This window comes from Providencia rettgeri (assembly GCF_041075285.1).
GTDB lineage: Bacteria > Pseudomonadota > Gammaproteobacteria > Enterobacterales > Enterobacteriaceae > Providencia > Providencia rettgeri_G.
Map to the genome: position 1 here is coordinate 434,825 of NZ_CP163512.1, position 17,866 is coordinate 452,690.

Genomic DNA, 17,866 nt, shown 5'->3' on the forward strand with positions numbered 1-17,866 from the left:
ATTAATTCGCTTTAATCTTCGCCAGTGCTATGTCAGCGGCTTTGATGGTTTTTTCAATATCTTCATCGCTGTGTGCGATAGACATAAAGCCGGCTTCAAAAGCGGATGGCGCGAGATAAATACCTTGCTCTAACATGTAATGGAAGAATTTTTTGAAGCGTTCCACATCACACTTCATCACATCTTGGTAGCAAGTGACCGTTGGCGCATCGGTGAAGAAAATGCCAAACATTCCCCCAACGTGGTTAACCACCATAGGGATACCTTGTTCTTTGGAGACGCGTTTTAAGCCACGTGCTAATTTCTCGGTGAGTTCATTTAAACGTGAATGAACACCCGGCTGAGCCACTTCTTTTAAGCAGGCAAGACCAGCCGCCATAGCAACAGGATTACCAGATAAAGTGCCTGCTTGGTAAACAGGACCGATTGGCGCTAATTTTTCCATGATCTCAAGGCGACCACCAAAAGCGCCCACTGGCATACCGCCACCAATGATTTTGCCTAAGCAGGTTAGGTCTGGTTCAACACCGTAGTGCTCCTGAGCACCACCTAGTGCCACACGAAAGCCAGTCATCACTTCATCAATGATCAGAACGGCGTTGAACTCATCACACAATGCTCGTAAACCCGGAAGGAATTCAGCCGTTGGTGGTACGCAGTTCATGTTTCCAGCAACAGGCTCTACAATCACACAGGCGATATCTTCTGGGTAGTTTTCAAAAGCTTGGCGTACAGATGTTAGGTCATTGTAGGTACAAGTGAGCGTATGTTTGACGAAATCCTCAGGCACCCCCGGTGAGTTTGGTTCGCCCATTGTGAGTGCGCCTGAACCCGCCTTGACTAATAAACAATCAGCATGCCCATGGTAGCAGCCTTCGAATTTGATGATTTTATCGCGACCAGTATAGCCGCGAGCAAGACGAATTGCGCTCATGGTAGCTTCGGTTCCTGAGTTCACCATGCGCACTAAATCCATAGAAGGAACCAGCTCACAAACTAATGCGGCCATTTCAACTTCAGCGGCAGTCGGTGCTCCGAAACTTAAACCTTTATGGACGGCTTTAATTACAGCATCACGAATTTCTGGGTGATTATGGCCTAACACCATTGGGCCCCAAGAGCCAACATAATCAACATACGCTTTGCCATCAACATCATAAATATAAGCGCCATCCGCTTTTTCAATAAATAAAGGCGTGCCGCCAACACCATTAAAGGCTCGAACTGGCGAGTTTACACCGCCAGGGATTTGTTGTTTTGCTTGCTCATACAGAATTTCAGATTGCGACATGGCAGGGCTCCAGAAAAAGGCGAAATAAAATTTTGCCACTATTCTAAAGCACTGTATCAATTAAACCAAATGTTGCTATCAAGATATGCACAATGTGTCTAATTGCGTAACAACACTTGAACGATTTAGTCAAGTGGCGGATAATTGGGTCAATTGATCTGAGTGGGTTTTTGCTCACACATGAATTTACCGGTCACCGGTTTGGAGTAAAAAATGAGTGATGATGCAGCTCTGCCTTTGCAATTTACTGATGCAGCAGCAATTAAAGTTAAAGATTTAGTCTCTGATGAGGATAACCCAAATCTGCGTCTGCGTGTTTATATCACTGGTGGCGGATGCAGTGGTTTCCAATATGGTTTTACTTTCGATGATCAAATCAACGAAGGCGATATGACCATTGAGAAACAAGGTGTCGCGTTGGTCGTCGACCCTATGAGCCTGCAATATTTAGTCGGTGGAAGCGTGGATTATACCGAAGGTCTAGAAGGTTCTCGTTTTATTGTGACAAATCCAAATGCTAAGTCTACTTGTGGCTGTGGCTCATCCTTCAGTATCTAATTTTCGTCATATTTTAAGTTGTGACTGTGTTGGCTTTATTAGTCAACTCTAGTCACATACTTGTGTATGCCCGTAGGGCAGCGTTTAGGCTCAATAGTTGATTCAAATCGTCGTTAGTTTGCGTGATAGGTGCATTTACCTGTTCTGGGGTGGTTTTTTGACTTTTTTAGCTGTGAAAATCAGCAGCAACGATAAACAGCCCCTAGAGATTTCCTCGTTCGCCGCCTTGCCACAATTAATCTATTTAGACAATTTCTGTAATTCGTAATGCTTAATTGGATAGCGAGTTTAACTGCTCGCACAGTTGTTCGGTGGCGTTGACAATTCGCGGGCCTGCGCGGTGGAACCAATCTTCATTTAGACGAATGATGGGGACATTGAGTTGTGAATGCCAAAAATCTCGAACAGCCTGTTGTTGAGCTTCATTCCCTGTCATCACAATCACATCCGGTTTGCGGGAGAGCACTTGCTCACGACTAACTTGTGGCCATTGTACCGCGCTATTTGCAAAAATATTTTCACCACCACAAAATGTGACAACATCATTTTGCAATGTATGGTTGCCTGCGCTAAATAAAGGCTGAGTCCCTAGTTGGATAAATACTTTTTTTGCGCTATTAGGTACGATTTTTCTATTCTGAGAATGCGCTAATTTAGCACGCATCTTGTCAATGGTTTGTTGGGCAAGTTCAGGATTAGGGCTGTATTGGGATAACGCATTGACAGCTTCAATCACATCATCAATGGTCTGTGGATCAAAATAGATAATAGGGATACCGAAAGATGAAAGCTGATCCAGCGGTCGTTGCGGGTTTCCGCCTCGCCACGCCAAAATAAGATCAGGTTTGAGTGCCAGTATGCGTTCGACATTAATCCCTTGCCAATCAGAAACTTGTTCCAGTTTTTTTGCGGGTTCTGGGTGATCTGAATAAGCACTTGCTGCTATCAAGCTATCACCTAATCCCGCAGCATAGGCGAGTTCAGTATTTGCTGGGGATAAGCTTATAACGCGATGTTTAGGCTCCGACAGAGCTGAAAATGAGATAAAACAAGCAAGCAAGCAAGTAATAGCATGGGATAAATAGGCAGTTAATTTTTTCATAGCTATCATCATAATGGCAAGAACAGGCAATAACTGACAAACCGTTATGCCTGCTCTGTTGAACTTAGGCCAGTTTCGCTAAAATAGCATTGATCATCAATGACGACTGGCGAGCCGCAATAGGGAGAAACTCATCAAAGCTGGTGTGTGATTCTTTATCTGCAACATCAGAAATCGCGCGAACGACAACAAACGGTACGCCGAATTGATGGCAAACTTGGCCAATCGCTGTCGCTTCCATTTCAACGGCAGCAACATGTGGGAAGGTTGCCTTAATACGCGCTAAAGGCTCGGCACCATTAATAAATGCATCACCGCTGCATACCAAACCACGTACCGCATTCATGTCGAGTAACTGAATACACTGTTCTGCCAGATCAATCAATTTGCTATCAGCGACAAAAGCAGGTGGACATTGTGCCATTTGCCCCGGTTCATAGCCAAATGCAGTAACATCTGCATCGTGATAGCGTACTTCAGTAGAAACGACGATATCACCTACATTTAAACGAGGATCTAACCCGCCTGCAGAACCGGTATTAATCACCACATCAGGCTGGCAATGTTCTAACAATAAGGTGGTGCCGATAGCCGCTGCAACTTTACCGATGCCTGATTTTAACAGGGCAACATCAACACCATTAATTTTACCTGTATAAATTTCACAGCCAGCGCGGCTAATGGTTTGGCAACCTTCAATTTGTGAGCGAAGAATGGCAACTTCTTGCTCCATTGCACCAATGATCCCAACTTTCATTTTGTCCTCCTTTTCCCTGCACAATTTGCACTATGAGTGAGTGTTAATATTTTGACTAGGGAAGATAATGTTTTATTGTGTTGTTGCTCTATTGTTCGAGTGGGTTCGCAATTTTTATTGTAACAACTCGAAGTTAGACAGCGAAATTACAAAAATGCACGAAGTGTAACATTGAAAGATAAGTCGTGAAGTATTTTTCCTGTGTTTAGGCGATATAATTAAGCATCAATCGAGATAGGGAAGGTGGCAGCGTGGGTGAGATTAATTTTCTAAAGAAACTGAACTTTCAACGTAACTATATGAGTAGTGCTAAAAACCAGAAAGTCTCACCTCAGGATGAAGACGCTGTAAACCGTTTATTTGAAAGCGATCGTGGGCGCATAATTAACTCTGCGGCGATCCGCCGCTTACAACAAAAAACACAAGTTTTCCCATTAGAACAAAATGCCGCGGTACGCAGTCGTCTAACCCATTCACTGGAAGTTCAACAAGTGGGACGTTATATCAGTAAAACGGTACTTGGAGAGCTAAAAAAGAAAAAGTTATTGGAAACTTATGGGTTAGATGAGCGCTGTGATGCTTTCGAAAGCCTAGTGGAAATGTCCTGCCTGATGCATGATATTGGCAATCCGCCTTTTGGTCATTTTGGTGAGGCGGCCATCCAGCGTTGGTTTAGTAAGTTACTTGCTCCCGATTACCTTTATTCGCCAGATATTCCCGACCCTTGCCAAATTCAAGCATTGCAATTAACAGGCCATGAAAAACAAGATCTTTTTCGCCGCCAATTAAAGCAAGATTTATGTTCATTTGAGGGGAATGCGCAAGGTTTACGCATGGCTCATCGTTTACTCAAGCTAAATTTAACGTATGCGCAGATTGGCTCAATTTTAAAGTATACGCGTGGTGCTTATGATTTAGAGCCGATCCCGCCGGAATTTGATTATTTGATGAAAAAACCTGGGTATTACTGGTCAGAAGCGGATTTTGTCAGTGAACTTACCAAAAAACTCGGTATGGAGAAATATTGCCGTTTCCCTCTTTCCTATATTATGGAAGCTGCGGATGATATCTCTTATTGCATAGCTGATTTAGATGACGCTGCTGAAAAAGGCATATTTACCGTTGAGCAATTGATTGATTATTTGCGAGCTGAATGGGGGGAGGTGGAACAAAACGATTTATTTGATCAAACCATTATGCGCGCTTATAACAATATTAGTGATAACCACACAAGGCGTATTCAACAAGACCAGTTCTTCATGTATTTACGGGTTAATATTACAGGGAAGTTAGCCCATTACAGCGCCCAACGTTTTATTAAAAATCTACCTGAAATCTATCATGGCCGTTTTAATAGTGCGCTACTTGAAGATAAAAGCCCAGAGCATCGCTTGCTAAAAGTATTAAAGACGGTGGCATTCAAACATGTGTTTAATCATCACGAAGTCGAACAGTTAGAACTGCAAGGTTATAAAATTATCAGTGGGTTACTCGATTTTTATAGTCCACTGTTGATGATGAACAGAACGGATTTTATCGAGTTAGTGGAAAAAAATTATCACAAGCACTTTTTTATAGAAACGCGGCTATTCCACAAGTTATCTAATAAGCATCGTTTATCCTATAACGAGGCGCTTGAGAAAGTATCTGCAACGGATGAGGCGGATAAATCCATTCTTGAGTTCTATTATCGGGCTCGTTTGATACAAGACTATATTAGCGGTATGACAGACCACTATGCCTATGAAGAGTATCGAAAATTTATGGTGAGTAATTAATACTATTAATTCGCTAAGTAATAAAATAAAAAAGTAGACAATAAAATAACAGGAAAAACAGGTATACTAAACATGTCTGCTTTTCCTTATTCAGGAGCCCAAAGTACCTGTAATGAAAGCAAACAAGAACCCCTTTTTGTAACTAATACTTTGTTGTGACTACCTATGGCTCAATTTTACTCTCCGAACCGCCGAACCACTTCACGCCGTCAACTTACGGTTATTGCTGATAGCTTAGATGTCGCAGGGCAAGGTATTGCGCGACTTGATGGAAAAACGATTTTTGTGGCGGATTTACTTCCGGGGGAAGAGGCACTAATTGAACTAATACAAGATAAGCGCAGCTTTGCGAAAGCCAAAGTGGTTAAGCGGTTATCAACAAGCCCACAGCGAGTTCAACCACTATGCCGTTACTTTAATCAGTGTGGTGGTTGCCAACAGCAGCATATTGATATTGAGTTACAAAGAGCCAGTAAGGCCGAAGCTCTGCAATATTTGATGATGAGAGAAACGGGTATTGATAAAAGCGCAACCCCCGTTATCAGTGGTGACCCCTATGGATACCGACGCCGTGCTCGTTTAGGATTGCAATATCAACCTAAAAATCAACGGGTCGTCATGGGGTTTCGCCAAACACAAACCAATACACTTGTTGATATCAAAAGTTGCCCTGTATTAGTACCTGAATTGGATATATTACTTAAGCCTCTTTCTGAGTGCCTTAATCAACTGAGTATTAAGCAAAAATTAGGGCATGTTGAGCTGATTCATGCGGATAACAGCAATATTATTATGATCCGCCATTTGGCCCCATTTTCTCAGACAGATAGGCAAAAACTACACGATTTTGAAAGTGAGCATGGTGTGTCTATTTGGTTAGCAGGGAATGATAATATATTAGACGCTTTAATGGCGAACTCACCGATGCCGGAATACCAAGTGGCTGGGGAAGTGCTTAAATTTAATCCATTAAATTTCATCCAAGTAAACGGGCAAATAAATCAGTTAATGGTGGCACAAGCGTTAGCATGGTTAGATCTAACTGATGAAGATAGGGTATTAGATCTTTTTTGTGGGATGGGTAATTTTACCTTGCCAATAGCCCGATTGGCAAAATCCGTTGTAGGCGTTGAAGGTGTCGAAAATTTAGTCGAACAAGCGCGAAACAACGCTCAGCTCAATACTATTTCCAACGCGACCTTCTATAATGAAAATCTAGAAGCAGAAATTCACAGCCAACCTTGGGCTGCACAAGGGTTCAATAAAGTTTTATTAGACCCAGCACGAGCGGGGGCTGCGGGGGTAATGGAACATTTAATTAAACTGATGCCCGAAAAAATTGTCTATGTTTCTTGTAACCCGACGACATTAGCAAGGGACAGTAAGGTTTTGCTTGATGCAGGGTATCAATTATTACATTTGCGGATGTTGGACATGTTTCCGCACACTAGCCATTTAGAATCGATGGCACTATTTATCCGTCGACCAGAGCATTAACAGGTAGGGAGAACATATGGTTGCAGTAAGAAGCGCACATCTTACCCCAGCAGGTGAGTTTGCCCCAGAAAAATGGGTGAGCGGTCTGGGCTTGAGCAATAAACAATCAGAAGAAAAGCTCATCCATACCTGGCAGTTTTGTCATGATAAATTAGCTGGCCAAGAAATTGGGCCATTACTACTTTGGCGTGGCATTGAGATGACCGAAATCTTATCTACGCTCAGCATGGATATCGGCAGCTTACAAGCCGCATTATTATTTCCATTGGTTGAAGAAGGCAAACTGGAACAGCAAGAAGTCATTGATGAGTTCGGGAATTCGATTCACGAACTTGTTAAAGGCGTGCTTGAAATGGATGCTATTCGCCAATTAAAGGCTACACAATCGAGTGAAACAAGTTCTGTCCAAGTGGACAATATCCGCCGGATGTTATTGTCGATGGTGGAGGATTTTCGCTGTGTTGTCATCAAGTTAGCAGAACGCATCGCACACCTACGTGAAGTCAAGGATGCCACAGAAGATGAACGCGTATTAGCAGCAAAAGAGTGTTCTAATATTTATGCACCATTAGCCAATCGCTTAGGGATTGGGCAATTAAAATGGGAATTAGAAGACTTTTGCTTCCGTTATCTGCATCCGGATGAATACAAAAAAATTGCTAAACTGCTCCATGAACGCCGTATTGACCGTGAAGATTATATTGATAATTTTGTCAGTACATTGCGTAAGTATATGTTAAAAGAGAATATTCAAGCAGATATCTACGGTCGACCCAAACATATCTATAGCATCTGGCGTAAAATGAAGAAAAAGTCATTAGCGTTTGATGAACTGTTTGATGTGCGTGCGGTACGTATTGTGGTTGAGCGCTTGCAAGACTGCTATGCGGCATTAGGAATTGTGCATACACATTTTCGCCATCTGCCTGATGAATTTGACGACTATGTGGCAAATCCGAAGCCAAATGGTTACCAATCGATCCATACCGTTGTGTTAGGCCCTAATGGCAAAACCCTTGAAATTCAAATTCGTACTCGGCAAATGCATGAAGATGCTGAGCTAGGTGTTGCTGCTCACTGGAAATATAAAGAGGGGGCAACAGGGGTTGGTAAGGGCAGTAGTTATGAAAACCGTATTGCATGGCTACGTAAATTAATTGCATGGCAAGAAGAGATGGCTGACTCAGGTGAAATGCTTGATGAGGTTCGTAGCCAAGTGTTTGATGATCGAGTGTATGTCTTTACGCCAAAAGGTGATGTGGTCGATTTACCCACAGGTTCAACACCACTTGATTTTGCTTACCATATTCACAGTGATGTGGGGCATCGATGCATTGGTGCGAAAATAGGTGGTCGGATCGTACCATTTAGCTATCAATTGCAAATGGGCGATCAAATTGAAATTATTACTCAAAAACACCCGAACCCAAGCCGTGACTGGTTAAATCCAAACTTAGGTTATGTGACCACAAGTCGTGGGCGTGCAAAAATTCAAAACTGGTTCCGTAAGCAAGATAGGGATAAAAATATTCTTGCCGGACGTCAGATTTTAGATAGTGAGTTATCTCAACTTGATATCAGCCTGCGTGAAGCGGAAAAGCTGCTTATCGCCCGTTACAATGTTCATTCGTTAGATGAAGTGCTGGCAGGTATTGGTGGGGGTGATATTCGTATCAACCAGTTAGTGAACTTCTTACAAAGTAAGTTCAACAAAGCGACAGCAGAAGAGGAAGATCGCGCTGCATTGAAGACGCTAGAAAATAAATCTTCAGTGCCAAGAGCGCCATCTCATAGTAGCGGTCGCGTTGTTGTAGAAGGTGTCGGTAACTTAATGCACCACATTGCAAAATGTTGCCAACCCATCCCAGGGGATGAAATTGTTGGTTTTATCACTAAGGGGCGCGGGATCTCAATTCACAGTGTGGACTGTGAACAATTAGCGGAATTACAAAGCCATGCCCCTGAAAGAGTCATTGATGCGGTTTGGGGGGAAAATTACTCTAGTGGCTACTCTTTAGTTGTTCGAGTGGTAGCAAATGACCGTAGTGGCTTACTGCGTGATATCACAACCATTTTGGCAAATGAGAAAGTCAATGTACTTGGAGTTAGCAGCCGCAGTGATGTGAAACAGCAGTTAGCAACCATTGATATGACCATTGAAATTTACAACATTGAGGTGCTGAGCCGAGTGCTAGCTAAGCTTAATCAGTTGGCGGATGTGATAGAGGCAAAACGCTACTCCCAATAATTTTCTTCATATTTTGAGCTGTAGGGGTGTTGGCTGCGCTTAGCTACTCGGGTCACATACTAGTGTATGTTCCCCGAGATATCTGCGCTTGCCGCCTACCTACAACTCAAACTATTTTGAAAATACCCTTTTAATTTTTTGGTCTCTACCGACAACTCAAATTATTTTGAAAATGCTCCGCTTGATATTTTGAGATGCCGGGGTGTTGGCTGCGCTTAGCTACTCGGGTCACATACTAGTGTATGCTCCCCGAGATATCTGCGCTTGCCGCCTACCTACAACTCAAACTATTTTGAAAATGCTCCGCTTGATATTTTAAATTGTAGGAGCTGTGCTTAACTACTTGGTTTATAGACTAATGGATGCTCCCCGAGATATCTGCGCTTGCCGCCTACCTACAACTCAAACTATTTTGAAAATGCTCCGCTTGATATTTTAAATTGTAGGAGCTGTGCTTAACTACTTGGTTTATAGACTAATGGATGCTCCCCGAGATATCTGTGCTTGCCGCCTACCTACAACTCAAACTATTTTGAAAATGTCCCACTTGATATTTTAAATTGTAGGAGCTGTGCTTAACTACTTGGTTTATAGACTAATGGATGCTCCCCGAGATATCTGCGCTTGCCGCCTACCTATAACCCAAACAATCTTGAAATAACACCATGCCAGTTTTCTTTGTTTTTAGGAAAAAAGTGTTGATTGCTCTTTATCTCTGATAAATTTGAGCTAAAGATAGCGATATAGAATCAAAAGAAAATCAAAGGGTAACTCAATGAGTCAGGAAAATTGTCAAATCGAACGTTTACTATCTATCATGGCGCAACTGCGTGATCCCCAAACAGGCTGCCCTTGGGACAAAGTACAGACATTTAAAACTATTGCCCCTTATACACTTGAAGAAACTTATGAGGTGCTTGACGCTATCGAGCGTGAGGATTTTTCTGACCTGAAAAGCGAACTGGGGGACTTATTATTCCAAGTCGTTTTTTATGCGCAAATGGCGCATGAAAAATCACTCTTTGACTTCAATGATATCTGCCAAGCTGTTAGCGATAAACTTGAGCATCGTCACCCACATATTTTTGATGCGAACAATTCACTTTCGAGTAATGAAGTGATTGAGGGGTGGGAAAAACGTAAGGCCAAAGAAAGAGCCGAAAAATTACAGTTTTCTGTACTTGATGATATTCCAAACGCGCTCCCTGCGCTGATGAAAGCTTATAAAATTCAAAAGCGCTGCGCTTGTGTTGGTTTTGATTGGAATACGCTTGGTCCAGTCGTTGAGAAAGTGCATGAAGAACTTGAAGAAGTTATGGAAGAAGCCACTCAAGCTGTTGTTGACCAAGAACACCTTGAAGAGGAAATTGGTGATTTATTATTTGCGGTGGTGAATTTGTCTCGTCACTTAGGTCATAAGCCGGAAATAGCATTACAAAAAGCATGTAATAAGTTTGAACGACGTTTTAGGCAAATCGAAAAAAATTTATCTGAAAGTGGTAAATCGACAGAAAGTGCTACACTTGAGGAGATGGAAATACTCTGGCAGCGTGTTAAGTCACAAGAATAGATAGCTCGTTATATTTCGCGTTACAGTGTTATTGGCTGTTGATCTTTGATGGTCAATTTTCATTCGAATTAAAGCCATTTTAGGCAAGGCGAAAGGTTCGCCGTCAAGTGAACTTGGCAAGAACCTATTAACGCAGCATCAAATGAGTGAAACGTGCTTTAATCGAACCCATAGGGCTGTGTTTAGGGACAATATTTGATTGAGGTAGTCGTTAGTCAGCACGATGGATACATTTATCCATTTTTTGAGCCTTTTTTAGCGGTAACACGACCTATTTAGCCCCACTGTATGTAAGTATGGAAATCGTTATCTGTCGTTTTAAGGCTGTTAACAATGAAGTCAAAAAAATAGGGGCGAAGGGGGTTAAAAATCCCCTCCAAATAAAGCTTCAAAAACGACGGGGAAACTGACATTTTTACGCGCAAAACGACCAGAGGTAGGGTAAATAGTTATGCAAAATCAAACTGAGTGCATAATCGCGTTTTTGCGTTATAGAATAAGCTGAAAGGATTTAGCTTTTGCCTTTAAACTGTGTTAATGTATAAAAACAGACGCAGATGACTATTTTTAAAGCGATAAATAATTTTTGTTTTTAACTTGCTGATAATATTAGAGTATTGATGAAATTTAGCCTTATTATGCTTAGAACATTTGTAGCGAAATTAAGGTTCGGGTATACTGTTTTCCCGTCCTGTTATATCCATCATCTTTTAAACCTAAACTTTCAGGTTCAGCATGAAAACTAATTATATTTTTGTGACCGGCGGGGTCGTATCCTCTCTGGGTAAAGGCATTGCCGCAGCCTCGTTGGCGGCTATACTCGAAGCCCGTGGACTCAACGTGACGATTATGAAACTGGATCCCTACATTAACGTAGACCCAGGCACAATGAGCCCAACCCAACACGGGGAAGTTTTCGTTACAGAAGACGGCGCTGAAACTGACTTAGATTTGGGTCATTATGAGCGTTTTATCCGTACTAAAATGACACGCCGTAATAATTTTACGACTGGACGTGTCTACTCTGAAGTTCTGCGCAAAGAACGCCGTGGCGACTACTTAGGCGCTACAATTCAAGTTATTCCACATATCACGAATGAAATTAAAGACCGCATTATCCGCGGTGGTGAAGGCCATGACGTTGTTCTCGTTGAAATCGGCGGAACCGTGGGGGATATTGAGTCTCTGCCATTCCTTGAAGCTATTCGTCAAATGGCGGCAGAAGTCGGTCGTGAGCACACGCTATACCTGCACTTAACCTTAGTGCCATACCTTGCAGCGGCGGGTGAAGTGAAAACCAAACCGACACAACATTCTGTGAAAGAATTGCTGTCTATTGGTATTCAACCTGATGTATTAATTTGCCGCTCAGATCGTGTGATCCCTGCCAATGAACGTGCGAAAATTGCGTTATTCTGTAATGTACCAGAAAAAGCCGTTATTTCACTGAAAGATGTTGATTCGATTTATAAAATTCCAGCCTTATTAAAATCACAAGGTTTGGATGAATACATCTGTAACCGTTTCCGCATCGAGGCGCCTGAAGCGAATCTGTCTGAGTGGGAACAAGTTATTTACGAGGAAGCCAACCCAGCAGGTGAAGTCACTATCGGGATGGTGGGTAAATACGTTGAGTTACCTGATGCGTATAAATCAGTTATCGAAGCATTGAAACACGGTGGTTTGAAAAACCGCTTAACCGTGAATATCAAGTTAATTGATTCGCAAGATATCGAAACCCGTGGCGTTGAACTGCTAAAAGGTCTGGATGCAATTTTAGTTCCAGGCGGCTTTGGTGAGCGCGGCGTAGAAGGGAAAATTCTGACAGCGCAATATGCACGTGAGAATAAGATTCCTTATTTAGGTATTTGTTTGGGTATGCAAGTTGCGTTGATTGAATTTGCACGTAATGTTGCCAATATGGCAGAGGCAAATTCAACAGAATTCAAAGCAGATTGTAAATATCCAGTTGTTGCGCTGATTACCGAATGGCGTGATGAAGAGGGTAACCTTGAAGTGCGTTCTGAAGAGAGCGACCTTGGCGGGACAATGCGTGTTGGTGGTCAACCATGTCATTTAGTCAATGGCAGCTTAGTGCGTGAAATGTATGGTGCTGAAACCATCGTTGAACGTCATCGTCACCGTTATGAAGTGAACAATTTATTGCTGAAACGCATTGAAGATGCAGGTCTAAAAATTGCGGGTCGTTCAGTGGATAATAAACTGGTGGAAATTATCGAAATCCCAAATCACCCTTGGTTTGTGGCTTGCCAATTCCATCCAGAGTTCACCTCGACCCCAAGAGATGGTCACCCGTTATTTGCAGGTTTTGTTAAAGCCGCTGGTAAGTACCAGAAAGGTGAGTTGAAATAAGATATGGGGAAGTCGGCGCAATAGCACCAACTTCCCGAAATTTAACTTGTACTGAGGAAAACCTAATGTCCAAAATTGTTAAAGTGATCGGCCGTGAAATCATTGACTCTCGTGGTAACCCAACTGTTGAAGCTGAAGTTCATTTAGAAGGTGGCTTTGTTGGTTTAGCTGCTGCACCATCAGGTGCATCTACAGGTTCTCGCGAAGCTCTCGAACTGCGTGACGGTGATAAAGCACGTTTTCTGGGTAAAGGTGTTCTGAAAGCTGTTGATGCGGTTAATGGCCCAATCGCAGAAGCTCTGATTGGTAAAGATGCAAAAGATCAAGCTAACATCGATAAAATCATGATTGATCTTGATGGCACTGAAAACAAATCTAAATTTGGTGCGAACGCAATTCTGGCTGTTTCTTTAGCGAACGCAAAAGCGGCAGCAGCGGCAAAAGGTATGCCTCTGTATGAGCATATTTCTGACCTGAATGGAACCCATGGCCAATATTCTATGCCTCTGCCAATGATGAATATCATCAACGGTGGTGAGCACGCAGATAACAACGTCGACATCCAAGAGTTTATGATCCAACCTGTTGGTGCACCAACTCTGAAAGAAGCTGTCCGCATGGGCTCTGAAATTTTCCATCACTTAGCAAAAGTACTGAAGTCTAAAGGTATGAACACGGCTGTTGGTGATGAAGGTGGTTATGCACCTAACTTAGAATCTAACGCAGCAGCGTTAGCAGCGATTAAAGAAGCGGTTGAACAAGCGGGTTATGTGTTAGGTAAAGACGTAACTTTAGCGATGGACTGTGCAGCGTCTGAGTTCTTCAATTCAGAAACAGGTAACTATGAGCTGAAAGGTGAAGGCAAAACTTTCACTTCACAAGAGTTCACACATTACTTAGAAGAGCTGACTAAACAATACCCAATCGTTTCTATCGAAGATGGTCTGAACGAATCAGACTGGGATGGTTTCGCATACCAAACTAAAGTTCTTGGCGATAAAATCCAACTGGTTGGTGACGACCTGTTTGTGACGAATACTAAGATCCTAAAAGAAGGTATCGATAAAGGTATCGCTAACTCAATCCTGATCAAGTTCAACCAAATTGGTTCACTGACAGAAACGTTAGCTGCAATTAAAATGGCGAAAGATGCAGGCTATACCGCTGTTATCTCTCACCGTTCAGGCGAAACTGAAGATGCAACCATTGCAGATTTAGCGGTAGGTACAGCGGCTGGTCAAATCAAAACAGGTTCAATGAGCCGTTCTGACCGTGTTGCGAAATACAACCAATTAATCCGTATTGAAGAAGCATTAGGTAAAAATGCACCATTCAATGGTCTAAAAGAAGTAAAAGGCCAAGCATAATTATTGGGCATAATTAAGAAGGAAGCCGAGTGCTTCCTTTTTTTATATCTAAATAATCACTGTGTTTGCATGATACCTAATTGTTAATGGTAAGTGCTGATCAAGTTGCGACGCAGACATTACCCATCCCCCATGCTTAGATAGATGCACTGAAATAGTAATTATTTACAACTTTAAATACTTCGGTATTTGCGAGTAAATAGTCAGGTTTTTTGGAATTAATACAAAATAACCGAAAATTATCCGGTATAGATCGCACTTTTAATTCATCCACATTTTCATTCCATTCAATTAACTCTATATTTCAGACCTCGCAAATAAATATTAACAATAATACTCGAAAACAATTTGCTTCCGAGCTATGGAGTTTTACATGGATGCTTCTGAATCTTTAACACCGGCAGTAAGTCCAACTCCCGCGAATAAGCGTGGTTGGATCATTTTAGCTGTTGATATTGTGTTGCTAATCCTGCTTTTGAAATACCTACCGTTTGATGAAAAAGCGAATGCAGGGCTGGCAATGATGGTTTTCATTGGTGTGCTTTGGTTAACTGAAGCCATACACGTTACGGTGACTGCATTATGCATTCCTATTTTGGCCGTTGGTCTTGGGCTAATGAATACAGGGGATGCCCTTAAATCTTTCGCTAATCCAATTATATTTCTCTTCTTTGGTGGATTTGCACTTGCCACGGCCTTGCATATTCAAGGCTTAGATAGGCTTATTGCAAATCGCTTATTAATGGCGGCCCGTGGACGTCTTTCTGTTGCGGTATTATTGCTTTTTGGTGTGACGGCAGGTCTGTCGATGTGGATCAGTAACACGGCAACGGCTGCAATGATGCTACCACTTGTTCTTGGTATTTTATCCAACCTTGATGTGCGCCATGAACGTAATACGTTCGTCTTTGTGCTACTTGGTGTGGCTTACAGTGCCAGTATTGGTGGATTGGGAACCATTGTCGGGAGCCCACCGAATGCGATAGCAGCTTCAGCACTGGGCTTGGATTTCCTTTCTTGGATGAAATACGGCATCCCGATTATGGTTGTATTATTGCCGATGATGTTTGTCCTGATGTACATGATGTTACGCCCAAATCTTAAACATCGCTTTGAAATTGAATTAGAACATGTTAAGTGGAATGGTAAACGTGTTACAGCAATGATTATTTTCTTGCTGGCAGTGGTTTGCTGGATCACGAGTACATTTATCAGTGATGCGTTAGGGGGCGTGAAAGATTTAGACACCATTATTGCTATGATCGCGGCGATTTTAATTGGTATTACAGGTGTCGCGAGCTGGTCTCAGATCCAAAAAAATACAGAGTGGGGCGTATTGATGCTGTTTGGTGGTGGTTTAACACTGAGCGCAATCTTAAGTTCTTCTGGTGCAAGTAAAATTATGGCGGACTGGATGCAGCTAACATTTGGTGCAAGCCATTGGTTTGTTATTATTCTGGCCGTCACAACCTTCATTATTATTTTAACTGAGTTTACCAGTAACACTGCCAGTGCGGCTCTATTAGTGCCTATCTTCGCTACCGTGGCTGAAGCATTGGGGATGCCAGTGATTGTCTTGACAATGATTATTGGTATCGGTGCATCGTGTGCCTTTATGTTGCCAGTGGCTACACCGCCTAATGCGATTGTGTTTGGTTCTGGTTATATTCGCCAAATAGAAATGGTTAGAGTGGGAGCCGTATTGAACGTTGCTTGCATCATTGTGATTTCACTGTTTGCTTGGTTCATCTGGATGTAACCTAAGAAAAATTATCATACCTTACGGCCTCTTTTTTGAGGCCGTTTTACATTGTTGTGCTGCTTTTAGATATTATTTGGGGGTGGATGCGACAAGTGCTTGTAGATTTTTCCCTAACTGAATAACTCCTGTATTTGAAAGTGAAATTTCACTGTTGCCACGCAATGAAAAATTCATTGTTTTAATTACCCCATGTATATCGATTTTATTTTGTGGGCAAAGAAAATCATCTTTACATTGATACTGATGACTTTCTAACGTTATTGAGCGCCCGGTTAACTTTGTATGTTCATCTAATTCTAAGAGATTTCCTTGTATATGAGGGATATCTGTTTTGAATTTAGAACCGTATTTTATAACGCCTTCACTGGGAGAAAGCGTGCCACTGCCTGATGCGCTTATATAATTTTGCAAGGCAGCGTTAATATTGAGATTGTTTTGCAGTTTTATATGGTCAGCAAAAATATTCATTTTAGATAATTGAATAGGATTGCTATGTTGTTGGCTTATGCTGATTAGACTGGCCGGCTGGATTGAAAATTTAAGGTTGCTGTAGTCCTCCTGTTTTTTTGGTTCAAGTTGTTTATTATCTTTATTTCTGGTGTATTGTGGTTCTAGTTTGCCCGCGACCAAAGACAGGCTATTAATATTATTTACGGTTCCATTTTTCCATGAAATACCATTTGGATTAGCTATAACCAGGTTCGTCCGTTGTCCTTTTATACCTATTACCCCCTGAATATGGCTTTCTTCTATACCCGTGACTTCCGCCAGTATCAGTTTTGCAGCAGCGTTATGAAGTTTATTATTACTCGTAATATCATTATTAAAAATTAAACCATGTTCGTTTGAAGATAACGTTTCGAATGTATTAAAAGAAATGTGATTTTTAAGCGGAGTGTTGATATCGATAATTTTTGCTTGGTTAATATTAATGTCATTAGCGTGTGTAGTGAGTGGTGAAAATAACAGTAAAACAAAGATTGTTTTCTTGACTATTAATTTCATATTTAAGCTCCTTGCTATGGGTGAATTCCTTTATGGATAATGAGTATAAGTGTTAATTGATTTCTTAATGCAATCAAAAAATATATACCACCAATAAAAAGTGTTAAGTTAATAGCGTATTGATGAGCCACGGTGTTTATCGAAATTAAGGTTTTGCTGACTATCACTCAAAGGCGTCCGGGTTTTGTATCTTTATTGCGCTATTTAGAGAATAAGAGCACTTTGCCCGTGACTTCACGCAATTATCGAAGTGCATCAAGTGAAATGGCGAGAGCGAACAATGGTTAGTGGGCGTAAAAGATAAAGTTACCCGCGGTGAGATAGGTGTATTGATATTGCATGCCATCAAAAATTAAGAATAAAAAAAAGAGCCACATTGCTGTGGCTCTTCAGACTGCTGACAAACATAACATGTTTGGCGGCAGGTTGGATAGGTTTTGAAAATAAACAGGGAAAATCAATATATTGATTTTCGCCTGATAACACAAAGTGGGAAAAACCACGCTTTTTCCCGCTTTGTCAACAACCTCAAGAGCCACATTGCTGTGGCTCTTAGGT

12 protein-coding genes are annotated in these 17,866 nt (G+C 41.8%); 8 read left to right on the forward strand and 4 right to left on the reverse strand.

The window, feature by feature from the left end:
• Window position 1 precedes the first annotated feature (1 nt).
• The gene (gene hemL / locus AB6N04_RS01970) at window positions 2–1,291 is read right to left on the reverse strand and encodes a glutamate-1-semialdehyde 2,1-aminomutase (protein WP_369310249.1); all 1,290 of its coding nucleotides are present in this window, start codon (window positions 1,289–1,291) and stop codon (window positions 2–4) included.
• A 213-nt stretch (window positions 1,292–1,504) separates the two neighbouring features.
• Between hemL and erpA the strand changes: the two genes are divergently transcribed.
• The gene (gene erpA, locus AB6N04_RS01975; protein ID WP_369310250.1) at window positions 1,505–1,849 is read left to right on the forward strand and encodes an iron-sulfur cluster insertion protein ErpA; all 345 of its coding nucleotides are present in this window, start codon (window positions 1,505–1,507) and stop codon (window positions 1,847–1,849) included.
• A gap of 271 nt (window positions 1,850–2,120) precedes the next feature.
• Here erpA and btuF read toward each other — a convergent pair whose 3' ends face one another.
• Together btuF and mtnN are read right to left on the reverse strand one after the other, a co-directional pair.
• Window positions 2,121–2,951 (reverse strand): vitamin B12 ABC transporter substrate-binding protein BtuF, encoded by an 831-nt coding sequence (gene btuF / locus AB6N04_RS01980; RefSeq protein ID WP_369310251.1) that lies wholly within the window; start codon window positions 2,949–2,951, stop codon window positions 2,121–2,123.
• A 64-nt stretch (window positions 2,952–3,015) separates the two neighbouring features.
• Entirely contained in the window at window positions 3,016–3,708 is a 693-nt protein-coding gene (mtnN, locus tag AB6N04_RS01985; RefSeq protein WP_369310252.1) for a 5'-methylthioadenosine/S-adenosylhomocysteine nucleosidase, read from the reverse strand.
• A gap of 251 nt (window positions 3,709–3,959) precedes the next feature.
• Between mtnN and dgt the strand changes: the two genes are divergently transcribed.
• The 7 genes from dgt to AB6N04_RS02020 all read left to right on the forward strand — a co-directional run bounded on the left by dgt (window position 3,960) and on the right by AB6N04_RS02020 (window position 16,300).
• Window positions 3,960–5,486: a dGTPase gene (dgt, locus tag AB6N04_RS01990; protein WP_369310253.1), complete on the forward strand. Its 1,527-nt coding sequence runs from the start codon at window positions 3,960–3,962 to the stop codon at window positions 5,484–5,486.
• Window positions 5,487–5,651: 165 nt separating this feature from the next.
• A complete protein-coding gene (rlmD, locus tag AB6N04_RS01995; protein ID WP_369310254.1) occupies window positions 5,652–6,983 on the forward strand; it encodes a 23S rRNA (uracil(1939)-C(5))-methyltransferase RlmD in 1,332 nt (443 codons plus the stop codon).
• Window positions 6,984–6,999: 16 nt separating this feature from the next.
• Window positions 7,000–9,231 carry a GTP diphosphokinase gene (gene relA / locus AB6N04_RS02000; protein ID WP_369310255.1) on the forward strand — a complete coding sequence of 744 codons (2,232 nt, stop codon included), beginning with the start codon at window positions 7,000–7,002 and terminating at the stop codon, window positions 9,229–9,231.
• Window positions 9,232–10,006: 775 nt separating this feature from the next.
• Window positions 10,007–10,801: a nucleoside triphosphate pyrophosphohydrolase gene (mazG, locus tag AB6N04_RS02005; RefSeq protein WP_369310256.1), complete on the forward strand. Its 795-nt coding sequence runs from the start codon at window positions 10,007–10,009 to the stop codon at window positions 10,799–10,801.
• Between the two features lie 735 nt (window positions 10,802–11,536).
• Window positions 11,537–13,174 carry a glutamine hydrolyzing CTP synthase gene (gene pyrG / locus AB6N04_RS02010; RefSeq protein ID WP_369310257.1) on the forward strand — a complete coding sequence of 546 codons (1,638 nt, stop codon included), beginning with the start codon at window positions 11,537–11,539 and terminating at the stop codon, window positions 13,172–13,174.
• Window positions 13,175–13,239: 65 nt separating this feature from the next.
• On the forward strand, window positions 13,240–14,541 hold the full coding sequence (eno, locus tag AB6N04_RS02015; RefSeq protein ID WP_369310258.1) for a phosphopyruvate hydratase: 1,302 nt from the start codon (window positions 13,240–13,242) through the stop codon (window positions 14,539–14,541).
• Between the two features lie 373 nt (window positions 14,542–14,914).
• Window positions 14,915–16,300: an SLC13 family permease gene (locus AB6N04_RS02020; RefSeq protein WP_369310259.1), complete on the forward strand. Its 1,386-nt coding sequence runs from the start codon at window positions 14,915–14,917 to the stop codon at window positions 16,298–16,300.
• A 72-nt stretch (window positions 16,301–16,372) separates the two neighbouring features.
• On the opposite strand, the gene AB6N04_RS02025 is transcribed toward AB6N04_RS02020, so the two are convergent.
• Complete coding sequence (locus AB6N04_RS02025; protein WP_369310260.1) at window positions 16,373–17,308, reverse strand: filamentous hemagglutinin N-terminal domain-containing protein; 936 nt, start codon at window positions 17,306–17,308, stop codon at window positions 16,373–16,375.
• Window positions 17,309–17,866: the final 558 nt, after the last annotated feature.

Coding starts and splice junctions, on each gene's coding strand:
- eno (WP_369310258.1), top strand. CDS start 13,240: ATGTCCAAAATTGTTAAAGTGATCGGCCGTGAAATCATTGACTCTCGT.
- mtnN (WP_369310252.1), bottom strand. CDS start 3,708: ATGAAAGTTGGGATCATTGGTGCAATGGAGCAAGAAGTTGCCATTCTT.
- rlmD (WP_369310254.1), top strand. CDS start 5,652: ATGGCTCAATTTTACTCTCCGAACCGCCGAACCACTTCACGCCGTCAA.
- mazG (WP_369310256.1), top strand. CDS start 10,007: ATGAGTCAGGAAAATTGTCAAATCGAACGTTTACTATCTATCATGGCG.
- btuF (WP_369310251.1), bottom strand. CDS start 2,951: ATGAAAAAATTAACTGCCTATTTATCCCATGCTATTACTTGCTTGCTT.
- pyrG (WP_369310257.1), top strand. CDS start 11,537: ATGAAAACTAATTATATTTTTGTGACCGGCGGGGTCGTATCCTCTCTG.
- erpA (WP_369310250.1), top strand. CDS start 1,505: ATGAGTGATGATGCAGCTCTGCCTTTGCAATTTACTGATGCAGCAGCA.
- relA (WP_369310255.1), top strand. CDS start 7,000: ATGGTTGCAGTAAGAAGCGCACATCTTACCCCAGCAGGTGAGTTTGCC.
- AB6N04_RS02020 (WP_369310259.1), top strand. CDS start 14,915: ATGGATGCTTCTGAATCTTTAACACCGGCAGTAAGTCCAACTCCCGCG.
- AB6N04_RS02025 (WP_369310260.1), bottom strand. CDS start 17,308: ATGAAATTAATAGTCAAGAAAACAATCTTTGTTTTACTGTTATTTTCA.
- hemL (WP_369310249.1), bottom strand. CDS start 1,291: ATGTCGCAATCTGAAATTCTGTATGAGCAAGCAAAACAACAAATCCCT.